This is a genomic window from Enterovibrio coralii (assembly GCF_001559595.1).
GTDB lineage: Bacteria > Pseudomonadota > Gammaproteobacteria > Enterobacterales > Vibrionaceae > Enterovibrio > Enterovibrio coralii.
Genome location: NZ_LNTY01000060.1, coordinates 1 through 26574, shown reverse-complemented (window position 1 = coordinate 26574; position 26574 = coordinate 1). Strand labels below are relative to the sequence as shown.

The following is a 26574-nucleotide window of genomic DNA, read 5'->3' as shown; positions in this document are numbered from 1 at the left end:
CGTGCTGGAATATATTGAGTCCAAGGAAACGGTTTTCCGACTTCTAACCTTCTTTTCTATTTTTGGGATGATGGCACTGGCTGAGTGGCTGTTTCCCAAAAGGCTGCTGACGGTCGAAAAAGCCAAACGCTGGTTCAATAACATTTCGCTGATGATGCTCAACACCCTCGCACTTCGACTGGTTTTTCCGGTTGCCGCCGCAGGGTTTGCCGCATGGTGCAGCACCAAGGGCATTGGGATTTTCAACCTTGTCGGTATTCCGCTCTGGCTGAGTGTGGTGTTAACCATTGTTGCGCTCGATGGCATCATTTGGTTTCAACATCGCCTGTTTCACACCGTCCCAACCTTATGGCGACTGCACGCGGTTCATCATGCCGATAAAGATCTCGACGTCACCTCCGGCGCGCGATTCCACACCATCGAAATACTGCTCTCCATGGTCATCAAGTTCGGTGCCATTGCCTTGTTGGGTGCCCCAGCCGTCGCCGTGATTTTATTTGAAGTCATCCTAAGTGGTATGGCATTGTTTAATCACAGTAATGTTGCGATTCCTGTGTCTGTTGACCGCTGGCTGCGCATGGTATTTGTCACACCGGACATGCACCGCGTTCACCATTCTGTTCACCGTCACGAAAGTGATGCGAACTTTGGCTTTAACCTCGCGATTTGGGACCGACTCTTTCACACATACAAAGAAAGTCCTGATGATGGGCACTACGCCATGACCATAGGTATCGCTTCGCATCGGGAAGACAAGCAAGTGGTTTGGCTGCCGGGGCTGCTTTCCTTGCCCTTTAAGATATTTCGACGCACAACAAACGAGACCAAACGATCTCACTAGAAAGGAACACAACAACAATGACAAAAGTGATCGTCACATCACTCAATCCTGCCAAAATTTCTGCCGTTGAGGCCGCCTTTAAAGAGGTTTTCCCAGACAATGACATGAGCTTCGAGGGCATTTCAGTTGCAAGCGAAGTGCCTGATCAGCCGATGACTAGCGAAGAAACCCTCGCGGGCGCACGCAATCGCATTCGAAACGCCAAGAAGGTAGTGGACGGCAATTTTTACGTGGGTGTAGAAGCCGGCATCGACGGTCAATACACGTTTGCTTGGATGGTCATTGAATCCGCCGACCGTGTTGGTGAGTCCCGTTCAGCCTCTGTGCCGCTGCCGCCACAAGCTCTTGATGCTCTAAAAACCGGTAAAGAGCTTGGCGATGTAATGGATGAGATGTTCAACGAGCAAAACGTGAAGCAAAAAGGCGGCGCGATTGGCATGCTGACTGGCCACTTGCTGACCCGAAGCTCTGTCTATCACCAAGCCTGATCTTGGCACTGATCCCTTTTATCAACCCGAGCTTGTTTCCGGTTGAAACCTCATCCAGTGCGAAGTGAGCAATTCTATCTAGAACGAAAAAGGCCAGCTTTCGCTGGCCTTTTTGTTTTTACTTTTCGAGTAGCTTCATCAGTGACGCTTTTTGCTCATCGTCCAACTGTTTGATTTCGTTGGATCCGCGAGTGATGGTTGCAATGCCCACGCCCAGCATTTGGCTAAGTTGGCGTTGACTGATTTCACCCTTAAGCAGCTCATTGACGATATTCACCCTTGTGATGAGCGCAGTTCGCTCATCTTGCGTTAGCAGCACTTTAAGAATTTCTGCTTCTCGCCCTGATTCAATGGCTCTGTGAATCAAATCCAGCACGTCTTGCCAATCAGAATACTCTGGCGAATCTTGCATACTAACCTCGAACTCGAATTTCTCTCTGGCACATTTTACTCAGTGCACGCAAACGGCTCAATCTAATACCGTCGTTGCATTTCACTATCGTGCAAAAACTCCAACGGCATGCCTAACAGCTTGCGATAGTATATGTCATACATCAGCACGTTCTGTACGTAGCCTCTCGTTTCACGAAACGGAATCGCTTCAATAAACGCAATCGCATCGAGATTACCGTCAGACGCTTTCAGCCACGTATTGGCACGATGAGGACCGGCATTATACGCAGCAAAAGCCAAAATACGGTTCTCATCAAACTGATCGAGCAACATTCGAAGATAGCCGCTTCCCAGTCGAATATTGATCCCCGGATCGCTCAGCGTGTTCTTACCCAGATAGCGGAACCCAAGTTTCTTCGAGGTTTCCTTGGCAGTCGCAGGCATAAGCTGCATCAAACCGCGTGCACCAACCGGTGATACGGCATTGGTGTAAAACGCACTTTCCTGACGAGACAAGGCAAGTAAGGTAGTGAGCGGTAAGCCACGCTCTTTGCTGAAGAACTCAAACCACCAGCGGTGCGCAATTGGGAAGCGGTATTCCAAATGTCCCCACATTTTGCCCGAAATCGTCGCCTGCACAGACAAGTGATACCACTTGCTGTCCGCCGCAAAGGCCGCCAGCATGGCTTTCTCTTCTTGGTTTGCGTGCGCCAGCAAATGCTGCCATTCGCGTTTCGCGGCAGTCACTTTATCCAACACCAGCAACTCTCTGACACGCTCAAGCGCGGGTCTAAATGGCTGCACGGTTTCAATATTCAGCGATGTGGTTTGATAGGGAATATCAATCGGCGCACCGAGATGCATCGCCGCGGCCACCGAATAGAAGTTTCGCTCACCTAACAAGGCAGTGAATTGCTCCTTCGCGGCTTCGTCCCCATCACGCTCTTGGGTGATACGCGCCTGCCAATAACGCCACTTAAGCTTGTCTTGTTCTTTCTCAGACAAATTGCTCAGCCAATAAGCCATGTCTTTCCAATCGTCTTCCACCAGTGCAACACGGAAACGGCGCTCCAGCAGCGACTGATTGGCGGTTTTACTCAGCCAGCTATCGCGCCACTTTTGCAAAGACTCTTTGTCTGTCGACATCAGGCGGCTAGCAACATAATCCGCCATTTCCTGACGTTCAAACTCGTCGTAATGCTGCCCTTCGGTCGTGCGTTTAAACTGCTTCACTGCCTCACTGACATTGGTACGCGCCAAACGCTCAAATGCAGAGCGCGTCAGACGTTGGTTCAATGAGGTTACTTTGCTTTTTTTCGAAAAGGCCGCGACATCACGCGGGTTGTCATAAAGCGCAATGATTTGCTTGCCCTGTTTGGCCGCCTCACCTGTCAGCTGTTTTTGCAGATAACGCATCAATGAGCGATTTCGCTTGTCGAAGGCGAGCAACATACGATCGAGGATCAAGGCATTGTTTAACTTGCCGCTTTTCTCCAGCACTTTGAATAGCTTGTCGCATGCGCTGTCAACGGAGCTGCCAGAAAGATAAAGGGATTTGGCACCAGAGTGCGCCAGTGCTTTGTCACCCGCTTGACTGTGGGCATAGTAGTAATGACATTGGTATCGCTCGCCGCGCGGCACTTCCGTTTGGAACGCCAGCAAGGATTTCCACTGACGTTTGCTCGCCAGCGCATCGATATAGCGACCTCTCACCGTGCCAATGAATGGCAAATCGCTGTAAGTTGTCAGAAACGTATCTAATTCATTTTTGTTGGCACGACTTAACGAGCGCGTGAAATCGCGATACTCGAGATAGGGGTACAGCGGGTAGTCCTCAAGCTGTCCCTTAAGCTTTTTGAAGGTGTTGATGTCATTGCGCTTGATTGCAGAGACCGCCTCTTCATACTTGGATCTCTGATCATCAATGCTCAACGCAAAACTTGATGAAGCCTGAACTGACACTAACGCAGCAAAACAAACACTGACGATACGACGCATACCAACTGCCGATTTTTTACAGGCTTTTGTAATTATTGAATTTTCCTTTGGTAGCATTCTTGACGCTTCTCCGTGGCGCACATGATTTTAAGCTTATACCCAAACTGCTATCCCAGCAGATTTTTGGTCGGCTTGTTTGTTCCTTTTGCCTCCCTGTATACCGTAACTTAGCGATGGCAGAAGACATTCAAATGACAAAACGAGACACCGATCCTGATGCGGGTTTCTGTGTGATGATTTGTTGTCCACCGTTTCATCCTAAAGGCAGACAGCACTCATGCGCTATGGGTCTCTTTATTGGGCTTCTGGCACGCCAATTGGTTCCACTACCATGACAAATCTCGGCGTTGAAAACAGGATTTGATGGTAAGCAAATGTGATTATCGGTGAGCAGGTCGGTATACGCGGAATTTCCTTGGCAGCTAAGCCGTTGGAAAGCGGCAGATTACACTTTCACTGTTGCAGGCCTACAACAACTTCTCCATTGCTTGATCACGATAAGAAATAAGCAAGTGAAGCCTGCATATTGGCACCGTTTCGGTATAGAATACTCGATTAATATTCATTCTTATCGACAAGAGAACGCGAGCAGAAATGGCTGAGTACGTTTATACCATGTCGCGCGTTGGCAAAATCGTGCCACCGAAGCGTCAGATTCTGAAAGACATCTCTCTGTGCTTTTTCCCAGGTGCCAAAATTGGTGTATTGGGTCTGAACGGTGCAGGTAAATCTACCCTTCTTCGCATTATGGCTGGTATCGACACCGATATCGAAGGTGAAGCGCGTGCGCAACCTGGCATCAAAGTAGGTTACCTGCCACAGGAACCAAAACTGGACGAAGAAAAAACCGTTCGTGAGACTGTTGAAGAAGCGGTTGCTGACGTTGCAGGTGCGCTTTCTCGTCTGGACGCTGTTTACGCAGCTTACGCAGAACCAGATGCTGACTTCGATGCACTGGCAAAAGAGCAAGGCGAGCTGGAAGCACTGATCCAAGCGAAAGACGGCCACAATCTTGATAACGCCCTTGAGCGTGCTGCGGATGCACTGCGTCTGCCAGAATGGGATGCGAAAATTAAGCACCTGTCTGGTGGTGAGCGTCGCCGTGTTGCAATTTGTCGTCTTCTTCTGGAAAAACCAGACATGCTGCTGCTGGACGAACCGACGAACCACTTGGACGCAGAGTCTGTGGGCTGGTTGGAACGCTTCCTGGTAGATTACAGCGGTACTGTTGTGGCAATCACGCACGACCGTTACTTCCTGGACAACGCAGCGGGCTGGATTCTGGAACTTGACCGTGGTGAAGGTATTCCATGGGAAGGTAACTACACCTCTTGGCTGGAACAGAAAGATGCACGTCTGCAACAAGAAGCATCTTCTGAGAGAGCACGTCAGAAGACCATCGAGAAAGAACTTGAGTGGGTTCGTCAGAATCCTAAAGGTCGTCAGGCGAAATCTAAAGCACGTATGGCGCGCTTTGAAGAGCTGAACAGCACTGACCACCAAAAACGTAACGAAACCAACGAACTGTTCATTCCGCCTGGCCTGCGCTGGGTGACAAGGTTATTGAAGTAAATAACCTGACCAAATCGTTCGGCGACCGCGTTCTGATCGACGACCTGTCATTCAGCATGCCAAAAGGCGCAATCGTAGGCATCATCGGTGCCAACGGTGCGGGTAAATCGACCCTGTTCAAGATGTTGAGCGGCGTAGAGCAGCCAGACAGCGGTACCATTGAAATGGGTGAAACCGTTCAACTGGCGTCTGTTGATCAGTTCCGTGACAGCATGGACGACAACAACACGGTGTATCAGGAAATCTCTGAAGGTGCGGAAATCATCCGTATCAACAACTTTGAACTTCCTGCACGTGCTTACTGTTCACGCTTTAACTTCAAAGGCAGCGATCAGCAAAAACGCATTGGCGACCTGTCTGGTGGTGAGCGTAACCGTGTTCACTTGGCAAAACTGCTGAAAGCGGGCGGCAACGTGCTGCTTCTCGATGAACCAACCAACGACCTGGACGTAGAAACCCTGCGTGCACTGGAAGAAGCACTGCTTGAATTCCCTGGCTGTGCCATGGTTATCTCGCACGACCGTTGGTTCCTTGACCGTATCGCTACCCACATTCTTGACTACCGTGATGAAGGTAAAGTGAACTTCTTCGAAGGTAACTACAACGAATACAGTGAGTGGCTGAAGCAAACGCTGGGTGCGCAAGCGGCACAACCACACCGTATGAAATACAAGCGCGTTACCAAGTAATCGCTGTGTGTTGATAAAAGGGTCACTTCAGTGACCCTTTTTTGTGCCTGCCGTTCTCTCGCCTTAATTGGGTAACATCTCAATACTTACAACTTCAAGACGAGTTACTCATCACGGAGACGAACTAACGAAGTAGAGATATAGCCTCGTCTCTCCTACACTTTGTGTAAATTCGACCGAGGAATTGTTAAATGCAGGAACGTCGTCAATTCTCCCGAGTGATTTACCGGGTGCCCGCCACCATCAGGCAGGGAGAGCAAACATGGAGCTCGAAAGTGCTCGACCTTTCTTTGAAGGGTGCGTTGCTGTCTGCGCCGATTGATTGGGCCGAAGGCAACCAAGACGATTACATGGTTTCTTTCACGCTTCCTGATTCAGATATCACGTTGGATATGGAATTGAAGCTTATCCAAGAAAACGGTGAGTACCTGCGTTTTCGCATTGACCACATCGATATCGACAGTGCTAGCCACTTAAAACGCTTGGTCGAATTAAACGTCGGCAATGACGATTTGCTCCATCGCGAATTAGCACAACTGACAGATTTAAAAGATTCCGTATAATTCACCTGTTTTTATCAGTGCATTAGTACATGTAGTAGCCGTATCATGCCGAACAATATTCGAATAGCTGTTTCCCACGCCAATGGCTCTCGCCATTTCGTTCTTTCTCCAACACTTAAAAAAGTGCTGCTTTCCATGCTAGCAACCTTGCTCGTTGCTATTTTTGCCAGCATCGCGACCATCTATTACCTCAATCACCGTTCGAATACGGCCGAGGTGTCGCTCAAAAACATGACCGAGCAAAGCACAGAGCTTTCCGGACAATTGGAATCTTTGGAGCAACAACGACAGCAACTCGAACAGCTCATCTCGAATAAAGAGGAAGAGTACGCACAAATCATCGAAGACAAAGACAGCCAACTGAACTACCTGACCCAACGCGTGACCACGGTAGAAGAAGTGCTGGGATTGGAAAAAGATGATGCCTCTGCGCTGCCGTTGGCAGAAAGGCTAGATGTCGCCGCGATCAACTCAGCGGTGCGCGCTACGATGCTGCAACTGATCCCAAGCGGTAAGCCCATTGAAAGCTACCGCCGCTCGTCAGGTTATGGTTCTCGCACCCACCCTGTGACGGGCAATAAGAAATTCCACTTGGGATTGGATTTGACAGCTGACATCGGCACACCCGTGTATGCGCCCGCTGACGGTGTGGTCGAATACAAACGTCCAAGTAAAAAGAAAGGCTACGGCAACCTGCTAAAGATTGACCATGCCTTCGGTTTTATGACCCTTTATGCGCATTTGGACAAATTCAACGTTAATACCGGTCAGTTCGTGAAAAAAGGCGATTTGATTGGCTGGTCTGGCAACACTGGCCTCTCTACTGGCCCGCATCTTCACTATGAAGTACGTTTCTTGGGTCGCGCGCTGAACCCTAAGAACTTTATCGCGTGGACACCTGACAACTTCGAGTCGCTGTTTAAAGTGGAAGACAAAGTGAAGTGGGTGAATCTGGTTAAGATTGTCGAGAGCATGGTCTCAACGCAGGTTCAACTGGCATCAGATGCCGTGAACGGCACGCAATCCGAACCAAAAGAAAGCGACGGTGAAACCACCCTCGCCTCTGCAAACATTTCTAAGTAGACCACCTTTGGGGCACAGGCACTAACCACGTGCCCCATGAATACTGTCAATGTCCTCGTTAAGTGGTTCAGGATACACCCCGCTTACATAACAGTTCCTGCCCTGTTTTTTCGCGGTATAAAGATGCTCATCAGCGAGCGAAAGTAGCTTTTCGCCCGAAATCAGTTCGTCCGCATTTTGGTATGTAATGACGCCTAAACTCAGTGTCAGGAAAATATCAACCTCACTGTTTTCATGAAAGATTTGTGCTCTGGCAATGTCTTGCTGTAGCTGCTCACTGACAATCACTGCGCCTTCACTGTCGGTATCCGGCAGCAAAATAACGAACTCCTCACCGCCATAGCGTGCAGCCACATCCGCCATTCGTCGACACTGTGTCTCTATGATGGAAGCGACACGTTTCAGACATTCATCCCCAGCGACGTGGCCATAGGTGTCGTTGAATTTTTTGAAGTAGTCGATATCTATGATGATCAAACTGAGGGGTGACTGATGTCGATAGGCACGGCTCAGCTCAATGTTTAGCTGTTTCTCAAAAAATCGGCGATTGTGAATCTCCGTCAGCGCATCGGTCTCAGTGAGTACTTCTAGTTCCTTTTTGGCTTGCCTTAAGCTCTTGGTTCGCTCGAGAACTTTTTCTTCCAACGTATCGTTAGTCTCTTCTAGCTCCAGAACCGCTTTCTCTTTTTGGCGCTTGGTTACAAAGAGCTTTAGCACCAGAAAGCCCTCACCAATGACGAGGCAAATAACAGCGACAATCGGCCAAAAATATTCAACCCAAATCGACACTTCTTCATTAATAATCACCGCATCTGCGGGAATTTTTGTCTTATCGATATTCACCTGAGACATCACTTTCGCGTCAAAAGTGACTTGGTGAGGTGTGCGCATTTTAATCGGGATGTCAGACACTGGTGTGCCGGTTAATATTTTTACCGCCATCTCCCCACCCACTTTTCCCTGCGTGGTGCCTGTCAACAGATCGCCACCGACAATCCCCTTTCCGAGCTGAAAACTCCATGCACCAAAAATCGGCTGTTCGATGCCATGCGCCAGCATTTCTGTGCTTTCTGCGGGCGACAAATTGCGATCCGGGCCCTTGTCAGTAATGCGTCCAAACACGAACAACAAGGTCGTAGATTCGAGGTTATTCATTTGATTGGTGGCTTGCTCGACCGTGACATTGTCCAGCAAGGTGATCGGTAAATTCTCCTGCTTGGAGAAGTAAGGCACCAAGTCACTGATCACTTTTTCTCGGTGGGCACTGTCGCTCTTATTTTGAGAGGAAACCAGAAAGGCCAAACGGGTTGTGTCGGGGAAAACATCCAAGCCAAGCCGAATGGTTGGCACCAGCTCAATCGCTTCATTCAAGCCTGTAACATCACCAACCCCTTCAATGATGCTCGGTTTAAAGTTGTTGTAGCCAACAAACACGATCGGTGTATCTGGGAAAAAGGTATCACGGTTGTCGAGCGCAAAGTGAAAGGCATTGTTGTCTGACGTAAACACCAAATCTGGATGATAATCCTTGTACTTTTTGTCAAACAACTGCCGAATATGAAGGAATCCGTCTGCGTTAGGAAAACGCTGACTATCGAGGTATTCCTGAGAAAGCTCGACGTTTAAACCACTTTGATGCAGTGCTTCAATAAAGCCTTTCTCAATATCATCACTCCAGCTATAGCCTTGATGATATGAGTTAATATAAAGCACTTTTTGCGCACCCTCCTCTCCAGAGTGGTTCGCAGACGCCCAGCCTGAAACGGTCAATAGGACCAGCATCGTTGCCGCTACGATGCCTATTCTCTGACGTTTAAAAAACATTGTTAGTCTGGTTCCTTTCCCTGTCTTTTTCGCAAAAGTGAGAATCTATACTTCTATCAGTATAGAACACATTGCATATTGCCCAGTTAACCGTTCATATGAATCCATTCACATGACAAATCGTGCGGAAAATAACCAAAAATAAAGCATGACTCAAGTCACACTTTATTTAACTCCATGAAAAGAGAATAAAAAAAGGCACCGAAGGGTGCCTTTAGTGATTTGCTTCAAATCTTCAATCAAACTCGTCCAAAGCTGCCAGTGCATCAGACAGTTTGTTCACGCCATAGACTTTCATGCCCGGAATGTCTTTTTTGGGTGCATTAGCCATTGGCACCACCGCCCGTTTAAAACCATGCTTCGCCGCTTCCATCAAGCGTTCTTGACCACTTGGCACAGGACGAATTTCACCAGCCAAACCCACTTCGCCAAACACGACCAAATCTTTTGGCAATGGACGATCACGGAAGCTGGAAATAAGAGCAAGCAACAAAGCCAAATCAGCACTGGTTTCGGTGACCTTTACGCCACCAACCACATTCACAAACACATCCTGATCGGACATTTGTAGGCCGCCATGCTTGTGCAATACCGCCAGCAACAGAGCCAAGCGGTTTTGCTCAAGACCCACGGCCACACGACGAGGGTTGGCCAATTGACTGTAATCCACCAACGCTTGAAGCTCGACGAGAAGTGGACGGGTACCTTCCCAAAGCACCATGACGGAACTGCCAGATGTCGCCTCTTCACCTCGGCTCAGAAAGATCGCCGACGGGTTGCTGACTTCACGAAGCCCCTGCCCTGTCATGGCAAACACACCCAGCTCATTCACCGCACCAAAACGGTTTTTATGGCTGCGAAGGGTGCGAAAACGGGTGTCACTAGAACCGTCAAGCATCACTGAACAGTCTATACAGTGCTCAAGCACTTTCGGGCCGGCCAGCGTGCCGTCTTTGGTCACGTGACCCACCATGAAAATCGCAACGTTATGCTGCTTGGCATACGCGTCAGAGCGGCAGCAGACTCACGGACCTGTGCCACACTGCCAGGCGCTGAAGCCACATCGGCACAGTGCATGACTTGGATGGAGTCAATAACCATGATTTTTGGCTGCTCTTGGCGTGCAATTTGGCAGATGGTTTCGACGTTGGTTTCCGACAGCATTTTCAGTTTGTCTTTCGGCAAACCAAGGCGCTCAGCGCGCATCGCAACCTGCTGTAAGGATTCCTCTCCCGTGACATACAAGGTTGGCATTTGGCTTGCCAGCCAGCACATGGTTTGCAGCAACAAGGTACTTTTACCTGCGCCCGGACTACCACCAATCAAAATAGCGGCTCCCGGCACAATGCCGCCACCCAATACGCGGTCAAGCTCCTTAAAGCCACTGGTAAAGCGCGGCACTTCTTGAAGATCGATAGCTGAAAGCGTCTGAACTTTTGCTTCCGCTGCGCCCGCATAACCTGCGTATTTTTCCGCACGCGCCACTTGTGGCGATGCCGCTAAACGCACTTCGGTAATCGTGTTCCATGATCCACAGGCTGAACATTGTCCCTGCCAACGAGGGTAATCTGCGCCACAGTCGTTACACACGTATGCGCGTTTTGTTTTGGACATGTTTTCTCCCAGCCTTTCACTCTTGTACCACCGCTTTTGCGAGGCACAACAAGTTTAAATAACTCTTCGCGTATCTCGCGAGAAAATAGGTAAACTATGGCCTATTCAAACCGATAGTAAGTATCAGGATTCTACCAGAAAATAATAATGATGAAGGACCACGATCAGGCACTCTTCGATCAACTTTTGCCGCTTTACGATAAGGACGGTTTCGATGAGTTGCTGCAGAAACTCACGCAACAGCATTCCAATTCAGAACGCCTGCTTCTGAAAATGGAGGTACGTCGCCTCATGACACCCAGCGTCAAAGCCATCGATCTTCGTGGCAAAGTCATGGGCAACTGCCGCCACTATTACTTAAATGGCCAAAACCACTGGATGGACGATGTCGCCATTAACCTGTACCACCGTCGATTGGAGATTTACCAAGGGCAACTGACACAAGGACTTTGGGAAGAGCTCCACAATACGCCGAACAGCCACCGAGCCATTCAAAAATCCGGTGAGGCTTTAGAAGACTTTTCTGATGAAACGGTTGAAGCGCAGCCTATCAAATTTGGACACTACCTTTCGCGCTCAGAGAACCGCATTCAACTGTCTACTCGCATTCAGGTGTTTCTTCCAAATGGTACTGAGGTCAACGGCTCAACGGTAGATCTGTCTAATTCAGGCATGCAGGTAAAACTGCCGTCATCGTTTGTTTATGACATTGGCTCGACCATCATCGTGTATTTCCCACAACTCGGTGATGAATGTCAGTTGCCAGAGCTGTTCAGCGGCTTGAAGTACCGCATTGTCGGCAAAGAGCTGAATTTGGTTCGCGACAACTTCCAACGCATTCGCTTGAGATTGACGACCAGCACGGAAGCGGTGAAAGAAGCCATTTCCATCAAGCTGTCTCAAAATACGGTGAAAACACGCCAAGAAAACGCCGACAAATTCCTCACCACGCGCTCGCGTTGCTACGAACAGATCTTTTTAGAGCAAACGCCTTCGCTACAGCTTTTCTTCAGTGATTCATCTCTGAAATACGGTTTGCTAACCGAGCACAACCGCGCGCTGTGGGATTACTGGCATGACGAGAGAAACCAGCCGGTTATTGACCGACTGTTCTCAGAAAAGCGCCTACAGCACCTTGCGCTCAAAGGCTTAACCAGCAGCGAAACCCTGATTTATTGCTTTAGCCATGAGCACGCAGGAAAGACCTTCTTCTTCTCTGCCTGTCCGACAGAGCTGACACCTGAACAACGTCACCTGTTTTGGCACGTAGGCAGCTCCAGAGCCTCGTGGCGCGTTCTTCGCGTGACAATGGCAACAATCAGTGACGAAGATGCAGAACGCCTACAGGAAGCGTCTCCGGCGTATATCAGCCAAATCGATGAGCTGACCCACATCGCGACGATTCAGGATTTAACCCAATCGCATGTGAACACGGATTTTCGCTTACCGAGCAAGCCAAAATTGCCGTCAAAAACGCTGAATCAGTTTGTGCATACGCGCAATCCAATCTCACGCATCGAAGGGGTGCCCTCACAGCTGACACCGCAGCGAAAGGAAGAACGTTTTCAGCACCGCACCGGTGCCACCTTGATTCACCATTTAAGTGGCGAGTTACAAGGCGAAACCGTCGATTTCTCTCCAAACGGTTTGCACCTAAAACTGACTCGTCCTTTCAAGGGCAACAAGGCGCAGGAAGTGTCGGTGACTTTTACCGATCTGAAACGCTTGGATCCCAATGCGCCGCTCGCCAATGTGCCTTATAAAGTGGTGCGCATCAGTGCTGATCGCATGACGGTGCAATTGTCTTTGGTGCGTGACCGATACAGCGAGAACAGAAGCAGTTATTTGAAGCGTCTGATTGAGCACAACCGCCACAAACTGTCTGTCGATTATGAAGTGCTGCCTGATGCGCCTTTGGTGCACGCGATGCACCAAATGCTCCTGACAAGGCTTTCGACCATTCCGTATTTTCTGATGCTTCGTGGTGAAACCCTGCATTTGGCGGCCATCGGCACTAACTATCCGGGCACTGATTTAAACCGTTTGCTTGAAAGCAAAGCGGCACAAGGTCGCATGTCGCTGGCGCCTGTGCTGGGTAATCATCTGATGAAGTACGCCAGCACAGTGACACGTCAGCGCAACCGTCTAGCACAGGTCAAACACGAGGTTTACATCGCGGTAGAGTTTGAAAACAACGCGATTTCAGACATCAAATCGCGTTCGTTGGAAAGCTTTTCTACGCCTGAGGAGCGCAAGTTCTTCATCAGCCAAGCGAAGAAACGCGGTAAATTCTATGCGGTGCGAAATTGGTTACAACCAATCGAAGACGGCAGCCAGTGGTTATCACCAGAAACCTTAGAGCCATTGATCGCGCTTTCCACTCAGCGAGCACGCCAATTGGAATTGGAATTTGCCGACTTGGCCGTTTACGGTGAAATGAGCGATATCACCGATGAAGTGCTACTTCGTCTTGAAGTGAACTGATCGCTCACGCTTTCAAACAAAAAAGCCACCGTCATCGGTGGCTTTTTCAATTCGCGTTTCGGTTACCAGCCAAGACGCTGCGGCAACAATGACGCTGACAGCACACACGCCACGCCACCAAGATCAGCATGTTTGATTGCCACCTGCGCAGACGCCTGCACTTTTGGTTTAGCATGGTAGGCAATGCCCAAGCCCGCTGCCGACATCATGGTTAGATCGTTCGCGCCGTCACCAACAGCCAAAGTGTGCGCTGGTGTTAGATCGTAGCTCTCCGCGAGATCGCGCAAGATATCCGCTTTACGCTGCGCATCAACAATGGTGCCTGCAACTTCACCCGTCAGCTTACCGTTCTCAATCACCAGCTGATTGGACTCAGCATACGCCAAAGAGAGGTCTTGCTTGAGTTTGTCAGAAAACCAAGTAAAGCCGCCTGATGCTATCGCCACTTTCCAACCGCGTGCTTGCAAGGTTGCCGTCAAACGCTTCATCCCAGGCATGTAAGGAATGCTGTCTCGTACTTGCTCAAGCACCGCCACATCCGTGCCTTTTAACGTTGCAACGCGTTCACGAAGGCTGGCTTCAAAATCTAACTCGCCACGCATCGCACGCTCTGTCACTTCCGACACTTTCTCGCCTACGCCAGCTAGCTTGGCAATTTCATCAATACATTCAATTTGAATCGCGGTGGAGTCCATGTCGAACACGGCCAAACCGGGTTCATTGAGATTTGGAATATTGTCCAACAGCGAGCAGTCAAAGCCCCAAGCGTCACACAAGGCAACGATTTCTGGCGAGAGTTCTCCACGCATTAAAAGGACGTCATAAGGCCCGACTGTCCACCCCGTGATAGGTGCAACATAGTCGCCAGTGAGAAACGCGAGATCATCGAGAAAACCGGCACTGAGATCGGTGCCATAGACCAGCCAACCCGCTTGTCGGCAGTCTGAGGTGCGAAACGCACGCAGTGAAGGGAAACGGTTATATAGTTTGGTGTGCTTCTTTATTGAATAAAGCGATACTGCATCCATTGCATAAAGTCCTTATCAAAATCTGACGTTACTATATCAAACTCTCTTCATTCCCGCAGTACTCTCACTGCGTGCCTAACTCCAAGGGTTTCTTGCTTTTTTTTTGCATGAACATCAAACTGAGCTGTCGCTGAATGATTGCACTGCTCCTATCGAGCAACCTTTAGCTTGGACAGCTTATGCTACAAATAAATAAAAAACGTCTAAAACGACTCTGGCAATTTTTGGTAGTGATTGCCTGTTTCGGCACGATCTTGATGCTGTTTATGTACAGCAATCAACTTAACCACCGTAACTACAAGATGCTTTACGATCAGACGGAGTCGCTCTCTCGTGTGATCTTGCGTCAAGCCGCTGCAACGGCCTACACCGCGATTTCCGGTGATGACAATGAAACCTTGCAATTGCTGGTTGCTAACTTGCAAGAAGAACCCCTGATCCTCGATGCAGCAGTTTATGATGTGCGCGGGAATGTGCTGGCAGCATCCGTAGGTGCGATGCCGTTGGAACAATTGACGGGATTGAATACGCCGCTCGCGGTCGCCAGTATCGGTCGCCAACAATTGGTTGAGCCGATTGCGTTGGACGGACACATTACGGGTTTTGTCCGTATCACCCTTGAACATGGCAATGTGATCAAAGCCGCGTCAAATCGCCTTGAGCAGAGCATCAACCTAGTGCGCGCGATGATTTTGGTGGCCTTGGTGACGGGGGCACTGTTGATTTTCACCTTTGCCAACCGCAAAGACATTTGGCGTTCGACCTTCTTGCTCAAGAACAACGACTAAAAAAATACGAAAACAAAAAAGGATGGCCTCGGCCATCCTTTTTCTTTTCAGAGTCAGCGAATAATTACGCTTCTTCTGCGTCACCCAGCAGAACTGATTCCAGAGCGATTTCGATCATTTCGTTGAACGTAGTTTGACGTTCTTCAGAAGTGGTTTGCTCACCAGTCTTGATGTGGTCAGAAACAGTACAGATAGTCAGTGCTTTCGCGCCGAATTCTGCTGCAACACCGTAGATACCTGCTGCTTCCATTTCAACACCCAGGATGCCGTACTTCGCCATTGTGTCGAAGAATGCTGGCTCTGGAGAGTAGAACAGGTCTGCAGAGAAGATGTTACCAACACGTACGTTGATGCCTTTTGCTTTCGCTGCGTCAACTGCGTTACGCGTCATGTCGAAGTCAGCGATTGCTGCAAAGTCATGGCCGTTGAAACGAGTACGGTTGATTTTTGCATCAGTAGATGCGCCAACACCGATGATAACTTCACGCAGTTTCACGTCTTCACGCACTGCACCACAGCTACCTACACGGATGATTTTCTTCACGCCGAAGTCTTTGATCAGCTCAGTCGTGTAGATTGAGCATGATGGGATACCCATACCGTGGCCCATAACAGAAATCTTGCGGCCTTTGTAAGTACCGGTGTAACCGAACATGTTACGAACGTCACAAACTTGCTTTACGTCATCCAGGAAAGTTTCTGCGATGTATTTAGCGCGCAGCGGATCGCCCGGCATCAGAACTACGTCTGCAAAATCACCCATTTCGGCATTGATATGTGGAGTTGCCATTTTTTATTTCCTTTTGATCAAAATTCGGAGTTAATCCGACGCTAATCTGGCCACCATCACCTGACGATGGCCGGAATTTCTGTTGGAATTACAGGAAAGATTTTCCGTATTCCATGTCTGACGTACCGAAGTATTTCGCCAGAGTTTGGCCGATGTCTGCGAAGGTTTCGCGACGACCCATAGAGCCTGCCGGTACTTTCTTACCAAACACCAACACTGGGATATGTTCACGCGTGTGGTCAGAACCTTCCCACGTTGGATCACAACCGTGGTCCGCCGTCAGGATCAGGATATCGTCTTCTTCCATCATCTCTGTGATCTCTGGCAGACGCTTGTCAAAATACTCAAGTGCTGCTGCGTAACCCGCTACGTTACGGCGGTGGCCGTAGTGTGAGTCGAAATCAACAAAGTTGGTGAACACGATGCTGTTGTCACCCGCTTCTTTCATCATGTCTTTGGTTGCATCAAACAATGCTTCCAGACCTGTCGCTTTCACCTTCTTGGTGATACCACAGTTCGCGTAGATGTCTGCAATCTTACCGATTGAAATGACATCACCGCCTTTCTCATCAACCAGCTTTTGCAGCACAGTTGCTGATGGTGGCTCAACAGACAAGTCACGACGGTTACCGGTGCGCTCGAACTTGCCTTTACCAGAACCTACGAATGGACGCGCGATAACACGGCCAATGTTGTAGCCTTCCAGCTCTTCACGAGCGATTTGGCAAAGCTCCAGCAGACGATCAAGACCAAAGGTCTCTTCATGACACGCGATTTGGAATACTGAATCCGCTGAGGTGTAGAAAATTGGCAAGCCAGTTTTCATGTGCTCTTCACCCAGAGCATCAAGGATCTCGGTGCCTGATGCGTGGCAGTTACCCAGGTAATCAGGGATGCCTGCGCGCGCCAGAATACGGTCAGTCAGCTCTTTCGGGAAGCTGTTTTGTTTGTCGGTGAAGTAACCCCAATCAAACAGTACAGGTACGCCTGCAATTTCCCAGTGACCAGACGGAGTATCTTTACCAGAAGACAGCTCAGCCGCGTGGCCGTATGCCGCAACGATGTCAGCATTTGCGTCCAAACCTTCTGGGAAGTAACCCGAAGACTCTTCACATGCTTTTGCTAGACCCATTGCACTCAGGTTAGGCAGCGTCAGTGGACCTTGGCGATCGTCGTTGTTAGCTTTGCCTTCGGCACATGCTTTTGCAATCGAACCCAGGGTGTTCGCACCTACATCACCAAACTTGTGTGCATCTTCTGTTGCACCAATTCCGAAAGAATCCAGAACCAAAATAATCGCGCGTTTCATGATCGCCTCCTTTAGACGTCTTGTGGGCCGATCTGGCGGTACACTTCTGGCGTCGCTTCTGGCGCATCATCAGTAATGCGCATTGCGGCTTGAAGTTGCTCCGCAGCTTGTTGCCATTCTGCTTCATCCTTAGCATGAACAACCGCCAGCGGCGTGGTGCTGTCAGCTTGCATACCCAAACGGATTACGTCACTGAAGCCCACAGAATAATCAATTGTATCGCTTGCAACGCGGCGTCCGCCGCCCAGACCCACAACGGCCATGCCAATCGCGCGGGTATCCATCGCGGAGACAAAACCAGAAGTCTGCGCAAACACAGGTTTCACTACGTTCGCGGTTGCTAAATATTTGCTGTAGTTCTCGACAAAATCGAGTGGACCACCAAGGCCAGCTACCATCTTGCCAAAGCATTCTGCTGCTTTACCGTTGTCCAGCACTGCCTGCAATTTGTTCATCGCTTCTGCTTTGTCTTTTGCAAGGCCGCTGATCATCAGCATTTCGGCACACAATGCCATGGTGACGGTGTAAAGGCGAGGGTTTCGGTACTCACCGGTCAGGAACTGAACGGCTTCTTTCACTTCCAGTGCGTTACCTGCACTTGAAGCCAGCACCTGATTCATATCGGTCAGCAAAGAGCTGGTACGTGTACCCGCGCCATTTGCTACCGCTACGATAGATTTCGCCAGCTCTTCTGACTGTTCGTAGGTTGGCATAAAGGCGCCCGAGCCTACTTTTACGTCCATCACCAAAGACTCTAGGCCAGCGGCCAGTTTCTTGGAAAGGATAGACGCTGTGATCAACGAAATGTTGTCTACGGTCGCTGTCACGTCACGTGTCGCGTAAACACGTTTGTCAGCCGGTGCCAAGTCGCCAGTCTGGCCGATAATCGCCACACCTGCTTCTTTGGTCACTTTGCCGAACACATCGTTGGTCGGTGTGATGTTGTAGCCTGGAATCGCTTCCAGTTTATCCAGCGTACCGCCGGTATGACCCAAACCACGACCAGAGATCATTGGCACGTAGCCACCACATGCAGCCACCATTGGGCCAAGCATCAGCGATGTTACGTCGCCTACACCGCCAGTGCTGTGTTTGTCGACGATTGGGCCATCAAAATTCATGTGTGACCAATCAATGACCATGCCTGAATCACGCATTGCACACGTCAGTGCTACACGCTCATCCATTGTCATGTCATTGAAGTACACCGCCATGGCAAATGCTGCGATCTGTCCTTCAGAGACAGTGTCTTTGGCAATGCCTTGGATAAAGAAATTAATTTCATCTGAAGTCAGCGCAACGTTATCGCGTTTCTTTCTGATGATTTCCTGAGGAAGGTACATAATGCGACCTCGCAACCAAGTGAATTCGCTTAAATGGGGAATGCGAACATTCCCCCATAGAAAGGCTTAGTAACCGCCTTCCGCTGCTTTTTCACCTTCACCCAGTGTGTGAAGCAGGTTTGCCAGCAGCTTGATGCGCCGAAACGGTAGTGTGCGTTATCCGCCCAGTCACCGCCCAGAATACGATCAGCCATTGCCAGGTACTCTGCTGCATCTTCTGCAGTGCGAACGCCGCCAGCTGGTTTGAAACCAACTTTGTCAGCAACGCCCATGTCTTTGATAACAGTCAGCATGATTTCCGCTGATTCTGGGGTCGCGTTCACTGGCACTTTACCTGTAGAGGTCTTGATGAAGTCAGCACCCGCTTCGATACAGATTTCAGACGCGCGCTTGATCAGTGCTGCATCTTTAAGTTCACCGGTTTCGATGATCACTTTCAGCGTTACTTCGCCACACGCTTCTTTACACTGCTTAACCAGTTCGAAGCCTGTTTTCTCGTCGCCAGCGATCAGCGTGCGGTATGGGAATACAACGTCAACTTCATCCGCACCGTAAGCCACAGCTGCTTTTGTTTCAGCTACTGCGATTTCGATGTCGTCGTTACCGTGTGGGAAGTTGGTCACGGTAGCAATTTTAATTTCTGGGGTGCCTTGCTCACGAAGTTGTTTCTTCGCAACAGGGATAAAGCGAGGGTAGATACAGATAGCAGCAGTGTTGCCCACTGGTGTTTTCGCGTTCTTACACAGTTCGATCACTTTCGCGTCTGTGTCGTCATCGTTCAGGGTGGTCAGGTCCATCAGTTTAAGGGCACGAAGGGCTGCTGCTTTTAGATCGCTCATGACTTTCTCCAGTCTAAATACTCAAAACCAAGTAACAGATTGCAGTACGGGTAAGTATGTACTCACAACCTGATGAGCGGACTTGGCTCCTTGAAGTTTGGCTTGTGCTTTCGGCATTGCCAATCAACATTCCGTGTTGCCGCACACTCACCGACACCGTCGGCAGTGTTACCCAAGCTATATCGCGGTCAGTGCGGTTGCTTGAGCAGAAAAGTTTTACTGTTTCCGCTGTCACTGCAAAACAAGTGTGAAAGTAATTGAAACCCCACCTTTGAATCTTTGACAGCACTCACCAATTTTACCAATGTTCTTTAACCAGCACTAGGTGTTACCTGTTTCTGTTGAAAAACACTCTGTTGCTATTTCTGCAGGGGAAGCATCGTCGTTCTGGCATCACGTGAACGTGTAGAACGGATACTACTCCACTATATCTATCACTCCACCTTTTGCATGTCTTATTGCTGCTTAAATGAAGGGAGTTGTTGTCCGCTTAGCTTTACACACAAAAAAACCGCCTCTCAAGGAGGCGGTTTTCTTTGAATCTTACTGAGGCTTACATTGCAGCCAGAGTCAGGAAGAAGCCAGCGATAGTTGCACTCATCAGGTTAGACAGAGTACCTGCCGCTACTGCTTTCATACCAAAGCGAGCGATATCGTGACGACGTGTCGGCGCAATGCTACCCAGACCACCCAGCAGGATTGCGATAGATGACAGGTTAGCGAAGCCACACAGTGCGAACGAGATGATTGCTACAGTCTTGTCTGACAGGTCACCAATCATTGGGGTGAAGTTCAGGTATGCAACGAATTCGTTCACAACCAGTTTCTGACCAATGAATGAACCAGCAATTGCCGCTTCGTTCCAAGGAACACCGATCAGGAATGCCAGAGGACGGAATACTTGACCTAGGATCCACTCCAGTGTCAGGCCTTCGATACCGAACCAGCCACCGATGCCACCCAGAACACCGTTAACCAGTGCGATAAGACCGATGAACGCCAGCAGCATTGCGCCGATGTTCAGTGCCAGCATCATACCTGAAGATGCACCGCCAGCCGCTGCGTCGATAACGTTAGCTGGTTTGTCTTCTTCATCTTCTTCGTTACCGAATTGCTCAATTGGCTCTTCAGTTTCAGGCTTGATGATTTTCGCGAACAGCAGACCACCTGGTGCCGCCATGAAAGACGCCGCGATCAGGTAAGACAGTGGAACACCCATTGCTGCGTAACCAGCCAGTACACCACCTGCTACAGAAGCCAGACCACCACACATTACTGCGAACAGTTCTGATTGGGTCATTTTTGGCACGTATGGACGAACAACCAGAGGCGCTTCAGTTTGGCCTACGAAGATGTTCGCAGTCGCTGACATTGATTCCGCGTGAGAAGTGCCCAGCACTTTGCGCAGTGCGCCACCCAGAATTTTGATAACGAACTGCATGATGCCCATGTAGTAAAGAACACTGATCAGTGCAGAGAAGAAAACAACGGTAGGCAGAACTTGGAAAGCAAAGATGAAACCAATGCCGTCTACTGAGAAGTTCACCAGGCTACCAAACAGGAAGCCGATACCATCTTTACCGTAGTTAATTACGTTTTGTACCGCGTTTGACATGCCATTCAGCAGGTCTTGACCCCACGGAACAAACAGAATGAAACCACCCAGAATAAATTGGATAGCAAACGCACCACCAACGGTACGCAGGTTGATAGCTTTGCGGTTGTCAGATAGCAGTACTGCAATACCCAGCAGTACAACCATCCCTACAATGCTCATGATCAGGCTCATAAAGGGATTCCTAAAAAAAGTCTTGGCGTCTCGACAAATTGGGAGTGTTAGTCCGGCCGCGATTATACGCATGTCCGCAGCATCATAGGAATGCATGAATCACGCTTTGAGTGAAAATTTCGGTGCAATTCACTCGAAAAGGTGATCTAGATCCATTTTTGTGACGTAAGTCTCCCGCAAACGTTTAGGCAAACGATGTCATCTACCTATTTAATGCAAAACATTTGAGCGCGTTCTGTGATGTTGCTTGAATAATTTCCTCAACATCGACCGCTCGAATTTCAGACAATGCATGCGCAATCAACGGCAATCGCTCGGGCAAATTGGCCTCACCTTGATAGCCAGAAATCGGCATGTCCGGCGCATCCGTTTCGAGCAAAAGCGATGACAACGGCAACCGCCCCACCGCATTTCGTGTCTTATTTGCACGCGCGTAAGTGATGGTTCCACCGACGCCCAGCAAAAAGTTCCTTTTTATATAGTCCAACCCCTGCTGTTCACTTCCACTAAAGGCGTGCAAAACACCTTTCACCGATGGGAAACGTTTGAGTACCTGAAGGAGGTCGTTGTGGGCTTTTCGACAATGCAAAATAACGGGAAGCTTGTATTTTTCCGCTAGTAAAAGGTGCGCTTCGAGAAAAGCGATTTGTTTTTCTCGCTCTGGGTTTGGGATCGCGAAGTCCAACCCACACTCGCCGACGGCGACACATTTCTCAGGTCTCGATGCCAAATACTGATCCAGCTTTGCGATGTCTTCTTCTTTATGCTCTGCCATCCAGACAGGGTGTAAACCAACGGCGAAGTAAATGGCCTCATAACGAGCGGCGAGGTTTTCGATGCGCGACCAATTGCGCGTCGCCACCGCGGGCACTATAACGGTCTTTACGCCCGCCGCCTCGGTTCGTGCAACCCATTCATCCGTTTCAACATCAAACGGCGCAAAATCAAAATGGCAATGTGTGTCTATCATCGACGTTTTCCTGAAGAATCCCGTTTAAAGGATACAAAAAAGCCGTCAATCAATGACGGCTTTTTAAATAACTTATGACGCAGTAGCGATTAGTGCTCGCGTGTCGCGCGGAAGCTTACGTCTGGGTGACGCTCTTGCGTCAGGCTCAGGTTTACCATGGTTGGCGCGATGTATGTCAGGTTGTCGCCACCGTCCAGAGCAAGGTTTGACTGGTTCTTACGCTGGAACTCATCCAGTTTCTTCGCATCAGAACACTCAACCCAACGCGCAGTTGCAACGTTTACTGGCTCGTAAATCGCTTCAACGTTGTACTCAGATTTCAAACGCGCAACAACCACGTCGAACTGAAGCACACCTACCGCACCTACGATCAAATCGTTAGAGATCATTGGGCGGAACACCTGTACAGCACCTTCTTCAGACAGCTGAACCAGACCTTTCAACAGTTGTTTTTGCTTTAGAGGATCGCGCAGACGAATACGACGGAACAGTTCAGGCGCAAAGTTTGGAATGCCCGAGAACTTCAGATCTTCACCTTGGGTAAAGGTATCACCGATCTGGATGGTGCCGTGGTTGTGCAAACCAATGATGTCACCTGCAAACGCTTCAGCTGCACGTGAACGGTCACCTGCCATGAAGGTTACTGCATCAGAGATAGATACGGTTTTTCCAGTGCGCACGTGCTTCATCTTCATACCTTGGCTGTATTTGCCAGATACGATACGCATGAATGCGATACGGTCGCGGTGTTTAGGATCCATGTTCGCCTGGATCTTGAACACGAAACCACTGAATTTTTCTTCGCCCGCTTCTACCGCACGCTCGTGCGCTTGACGAGCCAAAGGTGCAGGTGCCCAGTCAGTCAGGCCGTCCAGCATGTGGTCAACACCAAAGTTACCCAGTGCAGTACCAAAGAATACTGGTGTGAGTTCGCCTTTCAGGAACATTTCCTGATCGAATTCGTGAGACGCACCCAGAACCAGTTCCAGTTCTTCACGCAATTGCTCAGCCAAGTCTTCACCAACTGCAGCATCCAGTTCCGCATTATCAATACCTTTGATGATGCGTTGTTCTTGGATGGTGTGGCCTTGTCCCGTTGAGTACAGGATCGTTTCATCACGATGAATGTGGTAAACACCTTTGAACTCTTTACCACAACCGATTGGCCAGGTTACAGGTGCACAAGCAATGTTCAGTTCACTCTCAACCTCATCCATCAGCTCCATTGGATCACGGATGTCACGGTCAAGTTTGTTCATGAAGGTAACTATTGGCGTATCACGTAGACGCGTAACTTCCATCAGTTTACGAGTACGATCCTCAACACCTTTCGCCGCATCGATAACCATCAAACAGGAGTCAACAGCCGTCAGCGTACGGTAGGTATCTTCCGAGAAGTCTTCGTGTCCCGGGGTATCCAGCAGGTTTACCAAGCAATCGTTGTAAGGGAACTGCATAACAGAGGTAGTAACAGAGATACCACGCTCTTTTTCCATTTCCATCCAGTCAGATTTAGCGTGCTGGTTTGAGCCACGGCCTTTTACCGTACCTGCAGTTTGAATAGCACGTCCGAACAGAAGTACTTTTTCGGTAATGGTGGTTTTACCGGCGTCAGGGTGCGAGATAATCGCAAACGTACGACGCTTGCCGACTTCCAGCTGGAATGGAGAGTTTGTCATTGCTTAAGCTTTCCGGTTAAGCGGCAGGAGCCTTGATAAGGAATATCCTACCGAACATAGATTCAAATCGGCGGGTATTTTGTACGATCTCGTCCCTATTCTCAACGACTACTCAAGAAATCTCATTGGCAGATGTTGTTATGAACTGCTCAAACTGTGTTGTTCTTTTTTTTTGTCCAAAAACAACCTCTAGAAAATCACGTTCTTTTTAAGATCTAAAACGTACACCTAACCGTAATTGTCTAGTTTTATTTCTCTAAGACACTAGATTCCGAAATTGAAAAATGTTTTCAATTCATAAGTTTCCAGCAAGAAATAATGCACTTTTACTACTTAGATCACTGTTTGTTTCAATGTTTTTAAAACAAAGCATTAACATAGATTGGTTTGAGCTGTAAAATTAATAAAGCATATGTTTCTAAAGTAAAACATTTCTAGCTTATAAACTTTTTCTTCTGCAGGAAGTGGCGCATGGATTCGATTATTACCCAACAGGCAGCAAAAGTAGTTTCAGTAAACGGCAATGTTCACGTTCAAGTAAACGGCGAAATCGTTACCCTTGATAAACTTATGGACATATTACCGGGCACTGAAATTTTCTTGCCGGAGGGAGCGGGAGCCCTTCTTACTTTAGAAGATGGAAGTCTGCTTACCATTGGTGAAGGCGTTGATCCTGATGCCGATGAAGACGCGGAAGGCGATGAAATTTCATTAGAGCAAGAAATAGCTGACATCCAATCTCTGATCGAAGAAGGCGTCGACCCAACCGCCGTTCTTGAATCCACAGCGGCAGGTACGCCTTCTCTCATCAACTCTGGCAGCCAAGGCCTAGACTCCGTTGATCGCGATGGTAATGAGACCATTTCAGATGCCGGTTTCCAAACCCAAGGATACAGCCGCTCTTTCAGCGTCAACAATGAAAGCCAGCACAATACGTCACCTGGATTAGCACCGACTTTGTTTGCCACCACACAAGCAGACGATCAAGGTGATGATGGCGACGACGATAATGACAACGAAAGCATGACTTTCACATTGTCCTCATCCACTGATGGGCAAACTCTGGCAGAAGGCAGCTCCGTCACCTATACAGTGACGCTTGACGGTCCAGCAAACGAAGATCTTACGGTTACATTGAGCAATGGTTTGTCGATCACGATTGCTGAAGGTGCAAGCTCAGGCTCAGCAACATCAGACGTGCGTGAAGATGATGCCTATGCACAAGGAAACGAAAACGCATCAGTGTCTATCACTGGCGTTTCCGACAATGATTACGATGAAGTTTCTTTCGTCGGTGTTGTCACTAACACCATTTCAGACGATAGAGACGCAACCAAAGTGACGCTTGAGCTGAACAATAGCATTGGCTCCATGACTGAAGGTGACACTGTAGACCTCACCGTGAGTGTAGAAAGTGCGCCTCAAAACTCTGATCTCGTTATCACGTTAAGCAACGGTCAGCTTGTTACTATCCCGAAAGGACAAACCTCAGTTACCGTCGATTTTACTCCTGATAGAGGCGATGACACTTACACGCAAGGCCAGACTAGCCAAACTGTATCTGTAACCGGTGTGTCAGGTGGTGACTATGAAGACGTCGACATTTCTGGAGCTTCAGCTACTGTCAACATCACCGACGACAGCGATGCCACCAAAGTATCACTTGAGCTCAACAAGACCTCTGCGACAGAAGGTGAAGTCCTTGACCTGACGGTGAACGTGGAGAGTGCACCTCAAAACTCAGATCTACTGATCACATTAAGCAACGGGCAGACTGTTACCATCCCTCAAGGACAAACCTCGGTCACCGTCGATTTCACCCCAGACAGAGCCGATGATGCATACACACAAGGCCAGACTAGCCAAATTGTATCTGTAACAAGCACCTCTGGCGGTGGCTTTGAAAATCTAAATTCAGCTGAAGCGACTGCCTCAGTCGACATTACCGACGACAACGATACCACCACCTTCACCCTAAGCTCTACCACCGACGGCGAAGATGTTGTGGAAGGCGGTTCAATCACCTACGCAGTCACCCTAGATGCTGCGGCTAAAGAAGACATCACAGTCACCTTGAGCAACGGGAAAACCGTCACCATTTTGGAAGGCGAACTGTCGGGTACCGTCGAGGTAGATGTTCGGGCTGATGACGTGTATGAGCGAGCCGATGACACTGTTTCTGCCACCATCACGGGTGTCTCCGCCAACAGCTTCGAAAGCGTCAAAACCACAGGGACGGTTACCAACAAGGTCGTGGATGATAAAGACACCACTACCTTCACCTTAAGCTCGACCACCAACGGCGAAGATGTTGTGGAAGGTGGTTCAATCACCTACACAGTCACCTTAGATGCTGCGGCTAAAGAAGACATCACGGTCACCTTGAGCAACGGGAAAACCGTTACCATTTTGGAAGGTGAACTGTCAGGTAACGTCGAGGTGAATGTTCGTGCTGATGACGTGTATGAGCAAGCCGATGACACTGTTTCT

16 protein-coding genes and 4 pseudogenes are annotated in these 26574 nt (G+C 49.1%); 8 read left to right on the top strand and 12 right to left on the bottom strand.

The window, feature by feature from the left end; genetic code table 11:
- The first annotated feature begins 1 nt into the window (after position 1).
- Positions 2 to 841 carry a sterol desaturase family protein gene (locus tag ATN88_RS23750; RefSeq protein WP_067419967.1) on the top strand — a complete coding sequence of 280 codons (840 nt, stop codon included), beginning with the start codon at positions 2 to 4 and terminating at the stop codon, positions 839 to 841.
- A 17-nt stretch (positions 842 to 858) separates the two neighbouring features.
- Positions 859 to 1397 (top strand): annotated as a pseudogene (gene yjjX / locus ATN88_RS23745) (inosine/xanthosine triphosphatase).
- Between the two features lie 50 nt (positions 1398 to 1447).
- On the opposite strand, the gene trpR reads toward yjjX, so the two are convergent.
- Positions 1448 to 1741 carry a trp operon repressor gene (gene trpR, locus ATN88_RS23740; RefSeq protein ID WP_067419966.1) on the bottom strand — a complete coding sequence of 98 codons (294 nt, stop codon included), beginning with the start codon at positions 1739 to 1741 and terminating at the stop codon, positions 1448 to 1450.
- A gap of 62 nt (positions 1742 to 1803) precedes the next feature.
- Complete coding sequence (gene sltY / locus ATN88_RS23735; protein ID WP_232313511.1) at positions 1804 to 3720, bottom strand: murein transglycosylase; 1917 nt, start codon at positions 3718 to 3720, stop codon at positions 1804 to 1806.
- 594 nt (positions 3721 to 4314) lie between these two features.
- Between sltY and ettA the strand changes: the two are divergent.
- The 3 genes and pseudogenes from ettA to ATN88_RS23720 all read left to right on the top strand — a co-directional run bounded on the left by ettA (position 4315) and on the right by ATN88_RS23720 (position 7627).
- A pseudogene (gene ettA / locus ATN88_RS23730) lies at positions 4315 to 5981 on the top strand (energy-dependent translational throttle protein EttA).
- Positions 5982 to 6172: 191 nt separating this feature from the next.
- Positions 6173 to 6544 carry a PilZ domain-containing protein gene (locus ATN88_RS23725; protein ID WP_067419964.1) on the top strand — a complete coding sequence of 124 codons (372 nt, stop codon included), beginning with the start codon at positions 6173 to 6175 and terminating at the stop codon, positions 6542 to 6544.
- A gap of 45 nt (positions 6545 to 6589) precedes the next feature.
- Positions 6590 to 7627 (top strand): M23 family metallopeptidase, encoded by a 1038-nt coding sequence (locus ATN88_RS23720; protein ID WP_067419963.1) that lies wholly within the window; start codon positions 6590 to 6592, stop codon positions 7625 to 7627.
- A 21-nt stretch (positions 7628 to 7648) separates the two neighbouring features.
- Here the strand turns inward: ATN88_RS23720 and ATN88_RS23715 are convergent, their stop codons facing one another.
- Both ATN88_RS23715 and radA read right to left on the bottom strand, forming a co-directional pair.
- Positions 7649 to 9451: a diguanylate cyclase gene (locus tag ATN88_RS23715; protein WP_067419962.1), complete on the bottom strand. Its 1803-nt coding sequence runs from the start codon at positions 9449 to 9451 to the stop codon at positions 7649 to 7651.
- Between the two features lie 235 nt (positions 9452 to 9686).
- Positions 9687 to 11065: pseudogene (gene radA / locus ATN88_RS23710) on the bottom strand (DNA repair protein RadA).
- 147 nt (positions 11066 to 11212) lie between these two features.
- On the opposite strand from radA, the gene ATN88_RS23705 reads away from it, so the two are divergent.
- The gene (locus ATN88_RS23705) at positions 11213 to 13549 is read left to right on the top strand and encodes a PilZ domain-containing protein (RefSeq protein WP_067419961.1); all 2337 of its coding nucleotides are present in this window, start codon (positions 11213 to 11215) and stop codon (positions 13547 to 13549) included.
- A 62-nt stretch (positions 13550 to 13611) separates the two neighbouring features.
- Here the strand turns inward: ATN88_RS23705 and serB are convergent, their stop codons facing one another.
- Positions 13612 to 14577 carry a phosphoserine phosphatase gene (gene serB / locus ATN88_RS23700; protein WP_067419960.1) on the bottom strand — a complete coding sequence of 322 codons (966 nt, stop codon included), beginning with the start codon at positions 14575 to 14577 and terminating at the stop codon, positions 13612 to 13614.
- 179 nt (positions 14578 to 14756) lie between these two features.
- Here serB and ATN88_RS23695 point away from each other — a divergent pair, with 179 nt between their 5' ends.
- Positions 14757 to 15365, top strand: coding sequence for a YtjB family periplasmic protein (locus ATN88_RS23695; RefSeq protein WP_067419959.1), 609 nt, complete (start codon positions 14757 to 14759; stop codon positions 15363 to 15365).
- A 64-nt stretch (positions 15366 to 15429) separates the two neighbouring features.
- Here the strand turns inward: ATN88_RS23695 and deoD are convergent, their stop codons facing one another.
- From deoD to prfC, 7 genes and pseudogenes are all read right to left on the bottom strand, one after another.
- The gene (gene deoD, locus ATN88_RS23690; RefSeq protein WP_067419958.1) at positions 15430 to 16155 is read right to left on the bottom strand and encodes a purine-nucleoside phosphorylase; all 726 of its coding nucleotides are present in this window, start codon (positions 16153 to 16155) and stop codon (positions 15430 to 15432) included.
- Between the two features lie 88 nt (positions 16156 to 16243).
- Positions 16244 to 17464, bottom strand: a complete 1221-nt coding sequence (locus ATN88_RS23685) for a phosphopentomutase (RefSeq protein WP_067419957.1) — start codon at positions 17462 to 17464, stop codon at positions 16244 to 16246.
- Between the two features lie 11 nt (positions 17465 to 17475).
- Positions 17476 to 18807 (bottom strand): thymidine phosphorylase, encoded by a 1332-nt coding sequence (deoA, locus tag ATN88_RS23680; protein WP_067419956.1) that lies wholly within the window; start codon positions 18805 to 18807, stop codon positions 17476 to 17478.
- Between the two features lie 66 nt (positions 18808 to 18873).
- Positions 18874 to 19646 (bottom strand): annotated as a pseudogene (deoC, locus tag ATN88_RS23675) (deoxyribose-phosphate aldolase).
- Positions 19647 to 20199: 553 nt separating this feature from the next.
- A complete protein-coding gene (locus tag ATN88_RS23670; RefSeq protein ID WP_067419955.1) occupies positions 20200 to 21435 on the bottom strand; it encodes a NupC/NupG family nucleoside CNT transporter in 1236 nt (411 codons plus the stop codon).
- A gap of 202 nt (positions 21436 to 21637) precedes the next feature.
- The gene (locus ATN88_RS23665; protein ID WP_067419954.1) at positions 21638 to 22405 is read right to left on the bottom strand and encodes a TatD family hydrolase; all 768 of its coding nucleotides are present in this window, start codon (positions 22403 to 22405) and stop codon (positions 21638 to 21640) included.
- Positions 22406 to 22494: 89 nt separating this feature from the next.
- Entirely contained in the window at positions 22495 to 24084 is a 1590-nt protein-coding gene (gene prfC, locus ATN88_RS23660) for a peptide chain release factor 3 (RefSeq protein WP_067419953.1), read from the bottom strand.
- Positions 24085 to 24555: 471 nt separating this feature from the next.
- Between prfC and ATN88_RS23655 the strand changes: the two genes are divergently transcribed.
- Positions 24556 to 26574, top strand: a 2019-nt coding sequence (locus tag ATN88_RS23655) for a retention module-containing protein (RefSeq protein ID WP_157490799.1), incomplete at its 3' end; no start/stop codon positions are given.